Raw genomic sequence first — 12,768 nt, 5'->3', positions numbered from 1 at the left:
GGGGGGGGGGGCCCCCGCCCCCAGTGCGTGCGGCTCCGGTGACGGCGGATTTCTCCCCGGCCGCCGCGCTCGTGCATACTGGTGCTGCCGAAGACCGCCGGTCGTCACCCTCGGGTGGCAGAAGGTCCCGTTCTCAGGGCGACCCGCGCAGGCACGATGCTCCAGGCAGGCTTCCAGTCCTGCCCGACGCCCCGTGCGCATGCGCCGGGGCGTTCTCTGCGTCCCGGGGCCGGCCGGCTTCCCCCGAGAAGCGGAAGGAGGGCCCATGGCACGGCCCGACAAGGCAGCCGCCGTCAAGGAGATCGCAGACCTGCTGCGCGCCTCCAACGCGGCTGTGCTCACCGAGTACCGGGGGTTGACCGTCTCGCAGCTCACCTCGCTGCGGCGCTCGCTGGGTGTCACCACCACCTACGCGGTGCTCAAGAACACGCTGACCACCATCGCGGCCAAGGAGGCCGGCGTCACGGCCTTCGAAGGCCAGCTCGTCGGACCGACCGCCATCGCCTTCGTCAAGGGCGACCCGGTCGAGGCGGCGAAGGGTCTGCGTGACTTCGCGAAGACCAACCCCCAGCTGGTCGTCAAGGGCGGGATGCTCGAGGGGCGCGCGATCAGCGCCTCCGACGTCGCCGCCCTCGCCGACCTGGAGTCCCGCGAGGTGCTGCTCGCCAAGGTCGCAGGCGTCCTCAAGGCGTCGCAGAGCAAGGCCGCAGCACTGTTCAACGCTCCGCTCTCCAAGGCCGTCCGCACCGTGGACGCGCTGCGCGAGAAGGTCGCGGCCGGTGCTCCTGCCGCCCCGGCCGCCGGGGAGCCCGCGGACGCCTGACGGCGCCCGCCCGGGCTGCTCACCGAGCACCCGGATCCGCAGCCGTGCGCAGCACGGTGGCGGGGTGGCTGCGCGGAGCGCAGTCGCACACGGCCGTGCGGAGCACAGCTGTGACCAGGACTGGACCGTGGCGCGACGCCACGGGACGACGATGAGGAAGGACGCCACCATGGCGAAGCTCAGCACCGCGGAGCTGCTCGACGCGTTCAAGGAGATGACGCTGATCGAGCTCTCCGAGTTCGTGAAGCAGTTCGAGGAGACCTTCGACGTCACCGCCGCCGTCGCCGTGGCGGCCGCCGCCCCCGGTGGCGCCGGTGGCGGCGCCGCCGCCGAGGCCGAGGAGGAGAAGGACGAGTTCGACGTCGTCCTCGAGGCCGCCGGCGACAAGAAGATCGGCGTCATCAAGGAGGTGCGCGCCCTCACCAACCTCGGCCTGAAGGAGGCCAAGGACCTGGTGGACGGCGCCCCCAAGCCGGTCCTGGAGAAGGTCAACAAGGAGGCCGCCGAGAAGGCGAAGGCGGCCCTCGAGGGCGCCGGCGCCACCGTCACCCTCAAGTGACCTCCCGGCACGGCACCCGCGGGTGCCGTGCCGTCGGGCACTGCTCCCCGCGAGGGGCGCGCGGGCACGACGCCCGGGCGCCCCTCGCGGCGTTCCGGCCGCCACCCCGGCCGGGGCCGTCGCAGCCGGTGCTCCGCGGCGGGTGCCGCGACCCGCGCGGCAGCGGGCGCCGGGGCCGGCACGGCGGCCGGCGCGGGAGGTCGCCCGCGTCCCGCGCCGTGATCCGCCGGGGAGGCCCGAGCCGTAGCGTGCGCGCACCGGACGGCGGGTCCACCTTGACGGCGGCGCGTGCGGCGGTCATTCTCGTCACCGGCTCGACAGCCACCCCGGCAGTGCCGCCGGCGGGGGAGCGGAGCCGGGCGACCACCCCGGCAGCAGGGGTGTGGACAACCATGTCTTCCGCGGGTATGCTGCTGTTTTGCGCTGCCCAGAGCCATATGGCCGGTCGTCTTCGACCGAGTGGGGCCGGGACAGTGCTCAAACGTTCGCAGGCCCGTGGAAGGACCCCTCTTTGGCCGCCTCGCGCACAGCGTCCGCATCCGGCACCACTTCGGCCCTGACCACCTCCGGTCGCTACTCCTTCGGCAAGATCCGCGAGCCCCTCGAGGTTCCCGACCTGCTGGCTCTGCAGACCGAGAGCTTCGACTGGCTCCTCGGCAACGAGCGCTGGCAGCAGCGGGTCGAGGCCGCCCGCTCCGGCGGGCTCGACGTGCCGACCACCTCCGGTCTGGAGGAGATCTTCGAGGAGATCTCCCCGATCGAGGACTTCTCCGGCTCCATGTCCCTCTCGTTCCGCGACCACCGGTTCGAGCCGCCCAAGTACTCGCTCGACGAGTGCAAGGAGCGGGACATGACCTACGCGGCTCCGCTGTTCGTCACCGCGGAGTTCATGAACACGACCACCGGCGAGATCAAGAGCCAGACCGTCTTCATGGGCGACTTCCCGCTCATGACCGAGCGCGGCACCTTCGTGATCAACGGCACCGAGCGCGTCGTCGTCTCGCAGCTGGTCCGCTCGCCCGGCATCTACTTCGAGCGCGTCGCCGACAAGACGTCCGACCGGGACGTCTACACCGCGAAGATCATCCCCTCGCGCGGTGCCTGGCTCGAGTTCGAGATCGACAAGCGCGACATGGTCGGCGTCCGCATCGACCGCAAGCGCAAGCAGTCGGTGACGGTGCTGCTCAAGGCGCTGGGCTGGAGCGAGTCGCAGATCCGCGAGGAGTTCGCCGACTACGAGTCGATGATCTCCACGCTGGAGAAGGACCACACCGCCGGCGTCGAGGACGCGCTGCTCGACATCTACCGCAAGCTGCGCCCCGGTGAGCCGCCGACGCAGGAGGCCGCGCGCAACCTGCTCGACAACCTCTACTTCAACCCCAAGCGCTACGACCTCGCCAAGGTCGGCCGCTACAAGGTGAACAAGAAGCTGGGGCAGGAGCGGCCGCTGTCCAACAGCGTGCTCTCCGTCGACGACATCGTCTCGACGATCAAGTTCCTCGTGCGCCTGCACGCGGGTGAGATCTCCATGCCGGGCACCCGCAGCGGTGAGCCGGTCGAGGTCCGCGTCGAGGTCGACGACATCGACCACTTCGGCAACCGCCGCCTGCGCAGCGTCGGGGAGCTCATCCAGAACCAGGTCCGCACCGGCCTGTCCCGGATGGAGCGCGTCGTGCGCGAGCGCATGACGACCCAGGACGTCGAGGCGATCACGCCGCAGACGCTGATCAACATCCGTCCCGTCGTGGCCTCCATCAAGGAGTTCTTCGGGACGAGCCAGCTGTCGCAGTTCATGGACCAGACCAACCCCCTGGCCGGGCTGACGCACAAGCGCCGCCTGTCCGCGCTGGGCCCCGGTGGTCTCTCCCGCGAGCGCGCCGGCATGGAGGTCCGCGACGTCCACCCGTCGCACTACGGCCGCATGTGCCCGATCGAGACGCCCGAGGGCCCGAACATCGGCCTGATCGGCTCGCTGTCCTCCTACGGGCGCATCAACCCGTTCGGGTTCATCGAGACGCCGTACCGCAAGGTCGTCGACGGCATCGTCAGCGACGATGTGGACTACCTCACCGCGGACGAGGAGGACGGCTTCGTCATCGCCCAGGCCAACGCGCCGCTCGCCGCGGACGGCAGCTTCGCCGAGGCGCGCGTCCTGGTGCGCGCCAAGGGCGGGGAGGCGGAGTTCGTCCCGCGCGAGGACGTCGACTACATGGACGTCGCCGCCCGGCAGATGGTCTCCGTCGCCACCGCGATGATCCCGTTCCTCGAGCACGACGACGCCAACCGCGCGCTCATGGGCTCCAACATGCAGCGCCAGGCCGTGCCGCTGGTGCGTTCCGAGGCCCCGCTCGTCGGCACCGGCATGGAGTTCCGCGCCGCCGTCGACGCCGGGGACGTCATGACCGCGACGAAGGCCGGCGTGGCCACCGAGGTCTCGGCGGACTCGGTGACGGTGTCCAACGACGACGGCACCTCCACCACGTACCGCGTGGCGAAGTTCCGCCGCTCCAACCAGGGCACCGCCTACAACCAGCGCGTGCTCGTGGACGAGGGCGCCCGCATCGAGGTCGGCACCGTCCTGGCGGACGGGCCGAGCACCGACGGCGGGGAGATGGCGCTCGGGCGCAACCTGCTCGTGGCGTTCATGCCCTGGGAGGGCCACAACTACGAGGACGCGATCATCCTGTCGCAGCGCCTCGTGCAGGACGACGTCCTGTCCTCGATCCACATCGAGGAGCACGAGGTCGACGCCCGCGACACCAAGCTGGGCCCGGAGGAGATCACCCGCGACATCCCCAACGTCGCGGAGGAGGTCCTCGCCGACCTGGACGAGCGCGGCATCATCCGCATCGGCGCCGAGGTCGTGCCCGGCGACATCCTCGTGGGCAAGGTGACGCCCAAGGGCGAGACCGAGCTCACCCCGGAGGAGCGCCTCCTGCGCGCGATCTTCGGCGAGAAGGCCCGCGAGGTGCGCGACACCTCCCTCAAGGTGCCGCACGGCGAGACGGGCACCGTCATCGGCGTCAAGGTCTTCGACCGCGACGAGGGTGACGAGCTGCCCCCGGGCGTCAACCAGCTCGTGCGGGTCTACGTCGCCCAGAAGCGCAAGATCACCGACGGTGACAAGCTCGCGGGCCGGCACGGCAACAAGGGCGTCATCTCCAAGATCCTCCCGGTGGAGGACATGCCGTTCCTCGAGGACGGCACCGCGGTCGACGTCATCCTGAACCCGCTCGGCGTGCCGAGCCGGATGAACGTCGGCCAGGTCCTGGAGCTGCACCTGGGCTGGGTGGCCTCACAGGGCTGGGAGATCGAGGGCGCCCCGGACTGGGCGAGCCTCATCCCCGAGGAGATCCGCCAGGCTCCGGGCGGCACGCGTGTCGCCTCGCCCGTCTTCGACGGTGCGCGTGAGCAGGAGATCACCGGTCTGCTCGCCTCGACCCGTCCCACGCGGGACGGTGAGCGCCTGGTCGGGGGCGACGGCAAGGCGCGGCTGTTCGACGGCCGCAGCGGCGAGCCGTTCCCGGACCCGGTGTCCGTGGGCTACATGTACATCCTGAAGCTGCACCACCTGGTCGACGACAAGATCCACGCGCGCTCGACCGGCCCCTACTCCATGATCACGCAGCAGCCGCTGGGTGGTAAGGCGCAGTTCGGCGGCCAGCGGTTCGGCGAGATGGAGGTCTGGGCCCTCGAGGCGTACGGCGCGGCCTACGCCCTGCAGGAGCTCCTGACCATCAAGTCGGACGACGTGCTGGGCCGGGTGAAGGTCTACGAGGCGATCGTCAAGGGCGAGAACATCCCCGAGCCGGGCATCCCCGAGTCCTTCAAGGTGCTCATCAAGGAGATGCAGTCGCTGTGCCTGAACGTCGAGGTGCTCTCCAGCGACGGCATGTCCATCGAGATGCGTGACAGCGACGAGGACGTCTTCCGGGCGGCCGAGGAGCTGGGCATCGACCTGTCCCGGCGGGAGCCGAGCAGCGTCGAAGAGGTCTGACGGACCGCGGGGGGCCGCACACGCGGCGGCCCCCCGCACCGCCGGCCAACGGATCGATCCCGTCAGACCCACGGACACTGAAGAGAGAGAAGGGCACGTTGCTCGACGTCAACTTCTTCGACGAGCTGCGCATCGGGCTGGCCACGGCGGAGGACATCCGCACCTGGTCGCACGGTGAGGTCAAGAAGCCCGAGACCATCAACTACCGCACCCTCAAGCCCGAGAAGGACGGCCTCTTCTGCGAGAAGATCTTCGGGCCGACCCGGGACTGGGAGTGCTACTGCGGTAAGTACAAGCGCGTCCGCTTCAAGGGCATCATCTGCGAGCGCTGCGGCGTCGAGGTCACCCGCGCCAAGGTGCGCCGCGAGCGGATGGGCCACATCGAGCTCGCCGCGCCCGTGACGCACATCTGGTACTTCAAGGGCGTCCCGAGCCGTCTGGGGTACCTGCTCGATCTCGCGCCGAAGGACCTGGAGAAGGTCATCTACTTCGCCGCCTACATGATCACGTGGGTCGACGAGGAGGGCCGCCACCGCGACATGTCGTCGCTGGAGGCCCAGATCGAGGTCGAGAAGAAGGAGATCGAGAACCGCCGCGACGCGGACGTCGACGCGCGCGCCAAGTCCCTCGAGGCAGACCTGGCCGAGCTGGAGGCGGAGGGCGCCAAGTCCGACGTCCGCCGCAAGGTGCGCGAGTCCGCCGAGCGGGAGATGGCGCAGATCCGCCGGCGCGCCGACACGGAGATCGACCGCCTCACGACGGTCTGGGACCGCTTCCGCAACCTCAAGGTCCAGGACCTCGAGGGTGACGAGGTGCTCTACCGCGCCATGCGCGAGCGCTTCGGCATGTACTTCGAGGGCGGGATGGGTGCCGCGGCCCTGCAGAAGCGGCTGCAGAGCTTCGACCTCGAGGCCGAGGCCGAGAGCCTGCGCGAGACCATCGCCACCGGCAAGGGCCAGCGCAAGACCCGCGCCCTGAAGCGGCTGAAGGTGGTCTCCGCGTTCCTGACCACGCGCAACTCCCCGCAGGGCATGGTCCTGGACTGCATCCCGGTCATCCCGCCGGACCTGCGCCCGATGGTGCAGCTCGACGGCGGCCGGTTCGCGACGTCCGACCTGAACGACCTGTACCGCCGCGTGATCAACCGCAACAACCGCCTCAAGCGGCTCCTCGACCTCGGTGCGCCCGAGATCATCGTGAACAACGAGAAGCGGATGCTCCAGGAGGCCGTCGACGCGCTGTTCGACAACGGCCGCCGCGGTCGTCCGGTCACCGGCCCGGGCAACCGGCCGCTGAAGTCGCTGTCCGACATGCTCAAGGGCAAGCAGGGGCGCTTCCGGCAGAACCTGCTCGGCAAGCGCGTCGACTACTCGGGCCGCTCGGTCATCGTCGTCGGCCCGCAGCTGAAGCTGCACCAGTGCGGTCTGCCCAAGCAGATGGCGCTGGAGCTCTTCAAGCCGTTCGTGATGAAGCGCCTGGTCGACCTGAGCCACGCGCAGAACATCAAGTCGGCCAAGCGCATGGTCGAGCGCGCCCGCCCGGTGGTCTGGGACGTCCTGTCCGAGGTCATCACCGAGCACCCGGTGCTGCTCAACCGCGCGCCCACGCTGCACCGCCTGGGCATCCAGGCCTTCGAGCCGCAGCTCGTCGAGGGCAAGGCCATCCAGATCCACCCGCTCGTCTGCACCGCGTTCAACGCGGACTTCGACGGTGACCAGATGGCCGTGCACGTGCCGCTGTCGGCGGAGGCGCAGGCCGAGGCCCGCATCCTCATGCTGTCCAGCAACAACATCCTCAAGCCGGCCGACGGGCGGCCCGTGACCATGCCCACCCAGGACATGATCATCGGTCTGTACCACCTGACCAGCGACCGCGACGACGTCGCGGGCACGGGGCGCAGCTTCTCCTCCGTCGCCGAGGCGATCATGGCGTTCGACGCCCGGTCCCTCGACCTGGCGGCGAAGGTCCGCATCAAGCTCTCCGACGTCGTGCCCGACGAGAGGATGTCGGCGTCCCTGCCCGAGGGCTGGCAGCAGGGCGACGACCTGGTCGTCGAGACGACCCTGGGCCGCGCCCTGTTCAACGAGGCCCTGCCGGCGGACTACCGCTTCGTCGACGCGGTCGTGGACAAGAAGCGGCTCTCGGCGATCGTCAACGACCTCGCCGAGCGCTACCCGAAGGTCCAGGTGGCCGCGACGCTGGACGCCCTCAAGGAGGCCGGGTTCCACTGGGCCACCCGCTCCGGCACCACGGTCTCCATCGCGGACGTGGTCTCCCCGCCGAACAAGCAGGAGATCCTGGAGCGCTACGAGGCCAAGGCGGAGAAGGTCCAGCAGCAGTACGAGCGCGGCCTGATCACCGACGACGAGCGCCGCCAGGAGCTCATCGAGATCTGGACCCAGGCCACCAACGAGGTCGCCCGCGACCTCGAGCAGGCGATGCCGACGCACAACACCATCCACCGCATGGTGTCCTCCGGGGCCCGTGGTAACTGGATGCAGATGCGCCAGCTCGCCGGCATGCGCGGCCTGATGGCCAACCCGAAGGGCGAGATCATCCCGCGCCCGGTCAAGGCCAGCTTCCGCGAGGGGCTGACCGTGCTGGAGTTCTTCATCACCACCCACGGTGCGCGCAAGGGTCTGGCCGACACCGCGCTGCGCACCGCGGACTCCGGCTACCTGACGCGTCGCCTCGTCGACGTCTCCCAGGACGTCATCGTCCGCGAGGAGGACTGCGGCACCGAGCGCGGTCTGGTCATGCCGATCGCCGTCAAGGGTGCCGACGGCAGCCTGCGGCGCCACGACGACGTCGAGACCAGCGTGTACGCGCGGGTCCTGGCCTCCGACGTGGCCGTCGACGGCGAGGTGGTGCTCGCCGGCGGCGAGGACCTCGGCGACGTCGTGATCGACCGCCTGGTCGCCCTCGGCGTGCAGCAGCTGAAGGTGCGCTCGGTCCTGACGTGCGAGTCGCGCGTCGGCACGTGCGCCAAGTGCTACGGCCGCTCCCTGGCCAGCGGCAAGCTCGTCGACATCGGCGAGGCGGTGGGCATCGTGGCGGCCCAGTCGATCGGTGAGCCGGGCACGCAGCTGACGATGCGCACCTTCCACACCGGTGGTGCGGCGTCCGAGTCCGGCGACATCACGCACGGTCTGCCGCGTGTGGTCGAGCTGTTCGAGGCGCGCACCCCCAAGGGTGTCGCCCCGATCTCGGAGGTCGCCGGCCGGGTGACCATCGAGGACACCGACAAGGGCCGCCGCGTCCTCATCACCCCGGACGACGGGGCCGAGGAGGTCGCCTACCCGGTGAGCAAGCGCTCGCGCCTGCTCGTGGCGGACGGCCAGCACGTGGAGGTGGGGGAGAAGCTCATCCAGGGCGCCATCGACCCCAAGCAGGTGCTGCGCATCCTCGGTCCGCGCCAGGTGCAGATCCACCTCGTGGACGAGGTCCAGGAGGTGTACCGCAGCCAGGGTGTGTCGATCCACGACAAGCACATCGAGGTCATCGTCCGCCAGATGCTCAAGCGGGTGACGATCATCGAGTCCGGCGACGCGGAGCTGCTGCCGGGCGAGCTCGCGGAGCGGGCCCGCTTCGAGGAGGAGAACCGGCGCGTCGTGGCCGAGGGCGGTCAGCCCGCCTCCGGGCGCCCGGAGCTCATGGGGATCACGAAGGCGTCCCTGGCGACGGACTCGTGGCTGTCGGCGGCCTCCTTCCAGGAGACGACGAGGGTCCTGACGAACGCCGCCATGGAGGGCCGCAGCGACCCCCTGCTGGGCCTGAAGGAGAACGTCATCATCGGCAAGCTCATCCCGGCCGGTACGGGCCTGCCCCGCTACCGCAACGTCCGGGTGGAGCCCACCGAGGAGGCCAAGGCGACGATGTACTCGGTGCCCGGCTACGACGACGTCGACTACGCGCAGTTCGGGTTGGGCAACGGCCAGGCCGTCCCGCTCGAGGAGTTCGACTACGGCAGCAGCGACTACCGCTGACGCCGGCGCGGGTGCGGCGGGGACCCTCCCACGGGGTCCCCGCCGCGTCACGCGCAGCACAGGGGGCCGTTTTGACCCCCTTCACCACAACGGGTAGCCTCGTTTGCGCTTGGGCCCACCGCGCCCGCTGCGCCCATCGTGGAGATGTGGCACAGAGGGCACAGGTCCGGGCGACACGCCCGACCTCGTGGGTCGGCGCTGGCTACCGCAGCCGCCACCCAGGACGGGTGGCGCTAGCCGAAGATCCCGCACAGAGAACACGGAGACAGGGTGCCCACGATCCAGCAGCTGGTCCGCAAGGGCCGGGAGGACAAGGTCGTCAAGACCAAGACGCCCGCGCTCAAGGGCAGCCCGCAACGGCGCGGCGTGTGCACCCGCGTCTACACGACGACGCCGAAGAAGCCGAACTCGGCGCTGCGCAAGGTCGCGCGCGTGCGCCTGACGAGCGGCATCGAGGTGACCGCCTACATCCCGGGCGTCGGCCACAACCTGCAGGAGCACTCCATCGTGCTCGTCCGCGGCGGCCGCGTGAAGGACCTCCCCGGTGTGCGCTACAAGATCGTCCGCGGCTCGCTCGACACCCAGGGCGTGAAGAACCGCAAGCAGGCTCGCAGCCGCTACGGCGCGAAGAAGGAGAAGAGCTGATGCCGCGCAAGGGCCCCGCCCCCAAGCGTCCCCTCGTGGTGGACCCCGTCTACCAGTCGCCGCTGGTGACGCAGCTCGTCAACAAGGTGCTCCTGGACGGGAAGAAGTCCGTCGCCGAGAGCATCGTGTACGGCGCCCTCGAGGGTGCCCGCACCAAGTCCGGTGCGGACCCCGTCGTGACGCTCAAGCGTGCGCTCGACAACGTGAAGCCGGCCCTGGAGGTCCGCTCCCGCCGCGTCGGCGGCTCGACCTACCAGGTGCCGATCGAGGTCCGCCCCAGCCGCTCCACGACCCTGGCGCTGCGCTGGCTCGTCAGCTACTCCCGCCAGCGCCGGGAGAAGACGATGACCGAGCGGCTCATGAACGAGATCCTCGACGCCAGCAACGGCCTCGGTGCCGCGGTCAAGCGCCGTGAGGACACCCACAAGATGGCCGAGTCGAACAAGGCCTTCGCGCACTACCGCTGGTGACCCAGCGCTGAGCGCGCACTGTGGTCCGGACGCCCCGGACGCGACCCCGCCGAGCCCAGGGAAGAGGCAGTAGAACGTGGCACTCGACGTGCTGACGGACCTCAACAAGGTCCGCAACATCGGCATCATGGCGCACATCGACGCCGGCAAGACGACGACGACCGAGCGGATCCTGTTCTACACGGGCATCAACTACAAGATCGGCGAGGTCCACGAGGGCGCCGCCACGATGGACTGGATGGAGCAGGAGCAGGAGCGGGGGATCACCATCACCTCCGCCGCCACCACCTGCTTCTGGAACAACAACCAGATCAACATCATCGACACCCCCGGCCACGTCGACTTCACCGTCGAGGTCGAGCGCTCGCTGCGCGTCCTCGACGGCGCGGTCGCCGTCTTCGACGGCAAGGAGGGTGTCGAGCCGCAGTCCGAGACGGTGTGGCGCCAGGCCGACAAGTACGACGTGCCGCGCATCTGCTTCGTCAACAAGATGGACAAGCTCGGCGCCGACTTCTTCTTCACGGTCAACACGATCGTCGACCGCCTCGGTGCGGAGCCGCTGGTCATGCAGCTGCCCATCGGCGCGGAGAACACCTTCATCGGTGTCGTGGACCTCGTCCGCAACAAGGCCCTGACCTGGCGCGGCGAGGTGCAGAAGGGCGAGGACTACACGGTCGAGGAGGTCCCGGCCGAGCTCGCCGAGCAGGTCGAGGAGTACCGGCACAAGCTCGTCGAGCGCATCGCCGAGTCCGACGAGACCCTGCTGGAGAAGTACCTCGGTGGCGAGGAGCTGACGGAGGCCGAGATCAAGGCGGCCGTCCGCAAGCTGACGATCGCCAGCGAGGTCTACCCGATCTTCTGCGGCTCCGCGTTCAAGAACAAGGGCGTGCAGCCCATGCTCGACGCGGTCATCGACTACCTGCCCTCGCCGCTGGACGTCAAGCCGATGGTCGGGCACAAGGTCGGTGACGAGGACACGGAGATCATCCGTCGCCCCGAGGCCTCTGAGCCCTTCTCCGCCCTGGCGTTCAAGATCGCCTCGCACCCGTTCTTCGGCAAGCTGACCTACGTCCGGGTGTACTCGGGCAGGGTCGCCTCCGGCTCGCAGGTCGTGAACTCGACCAAGGGCAAGAAGGAGCGCATCGGGAAGCTCTTCCAGATGCACTCCAACAAGGAGAACCCGGTCGAGGACGCCAGCGCGGGTCACATCTACGCGATGATCGGCCTGAAGGACACCACCACCGGCGACACGCTCTGCGACCCGCAGGCGCAGGTCGTGCTGGAGTCCATGACCTTCCCCGCGCCGGTCATCTCGGTGGCCATCGAGCCGAAGACCAAGGGTGACCAGGAGAAGCTGGGCACGGCGATCCAGAAGCTCGCCGAGGAGGACCCGACCTTCCAGGTCCACCACGACGAGGAGACCGGCCAGACGATCATCGCCGGCATGGGCGAGCTCCACCTGGACATCCTGGTGGACCGCATGCGCCGCGAGTTCAAGGTCGAGGCGAACGTCGGAAAGCCGCAGGTGGCCTACCGCGAGACGATCCGCCGGGCGGTCGAGAAGCTGGACTACACCCACAAGAAGCAGACCGGTGGGTCCGGCCAGTTCGCCAAGGTGCAGGTCAGCATCGAGCCCCTGGACACCGCCGACGGCGAGATGTACGAGTTCCAGAACAAGGTCACCGGTGGCCGCGTTCCGCGCGAGTACATCCCCAGCGTCGACGCGGGCATCCAGGACGCCATGCAGATGGGTGTCATCGCCGGCTACCCCCTCGTGGGCATCCGGGCCACCCTCCTCGACGGTGCGGCGCACGACGTCGACTCCTCCGAGATGGCGTTCAAGATCGCCGGCTCGATGGTGCTGAAGGAGGCCGTCCGCAGGGCGGACCCCGTGCTCCTGGAGCCGGTCATGGCGGTCGAGGTGCGCACCCCGGAGTCCTACATGGGTGACGTCATCGGCGACCTGAACTCCCGCCGCGGGCAGATCCAGTCCATGGAGGACGCCAGCGGCGCCAAGGTCGTCCGCGCCCAGGTCCCGCTGTCCGAGATGTTCGGGTACGTCGGTGACCTGCGCTCCAAGACCCAGGGCCGCGCGGTCTACTCCATGCAGTTCGACTCCTACGCCGAGGTTCCCCGGAACGTGGCGGAGGAGATCATCAAGAAGGTCCGCGGGGAGTAGTCCCCCGACCGAGCCGTACGACGGCCCGTCTGGCAAGCTGGAGTCCAGCGTCTGTTCAGACGGGCCCACCGGCCACCCGCCCGATCCACCGGGTCGGGGAAGACATCCA

General features: G+C 69.5%; 7 protein-coding genes. All 7 read left to right on the top strand.

The window, feature by feature from the left end:
- Positions 1-265: 265 nt before the first annotated feature.
- The 7 genes from rplJ (at position 266) to fusA (ending at position 12,659) form a co-directional block, all read left to right on the top strand.
- Positions 266-823: a 50S ribosomal protein L10 gene (gene rplJ / locus ACYQBY_RS16090; protein ID WP_459644885.1), complete on the top strand. Its 558-nt coding sequence runs from the start codon at positions 266-268 to the stop codon at positions 821-823.
- A 169-nt stretch (positions 824-992) separates the two neighbouring features.
- Positions 993-1,382, top strand: coding sequence for a 50S ribosomal protein L7/L12 (gene rplL / locus ACYQBY_RS16085; protein WP_459644884.1), 390 nt, complete (start codon positions 993-995; stop codon positions 1,380-1,382).
- Positions 1,383-1,893: 511 nt separating this feature from the next.
- Complete coding sequence (gene rpoB, locus ACYQBY_RS16080) at positions 1,894-5,379, top strand: DNA-directed RNA polymerase subunit beta (protein WP_459644883.1); 3,486 nt, start codon at positions 1,894-1,896, stop codon at positions 5,377-5,379.
- 98 nt (positions 5,380-5,477) lie between these two features.
- Positions 5,478-9,365 (top strand): DNA-directed RNA polymerase subunit beta', encoded by a 3,888-nt coding sequence (locus ACYQBY_RS16075; RefSeq protein WP_459644882.1) that lies wholly within the window; start codon positions 5,478-5,480, stop codon positions 9,363-9,365.
- Between the two features lie 270 nt (positions 9,366-9,635).
- Positions 9,636-10,010, top strand: coding sequence for a 30S ribosomal protein S12 (gene rpsL / locus ACYQBY_RS16070; protein ID WP_459644881.1), 375 nt, complete (start codon positions 9,636-9,638; stop codon positions 10,008-10,010).
- On the top strand, positions 10,010-10,480 hold the full coding sequence (gene rpsG, locus ACYQBY_RS16065; protein ID WP_459644880.1) for a 30S ribosomal protein S7: 471 nt from the start codon (positions 10,010-10,012) through the stop codon (positions 10,478-10,480). The genes rpsL and rpsG overlap by 1 nt, the downstream gene beginning before the upstream one ends.
- 76 nt (positions 10,481-10,556) lie before the next feature.
- Entirely contained in the window at positions 10,557-12,659 is a 2,103-nt protein-coding gene (gene fusA, locus ACYQBY_RS16060; protein ID WP_459644879.1) for an elongation factor G, read from the top strand.
- Positions 12,660-12,768: the final 109 nt, after the last annotated feature.

Source organism: Kineococcus anabasis (assembly GCF_054590795.1).
The sequence above is the reverse complement of the archived record's forward strand: the minus strand, read 5'-3'. Positions and strand labels throughout refer to the sequence as shown.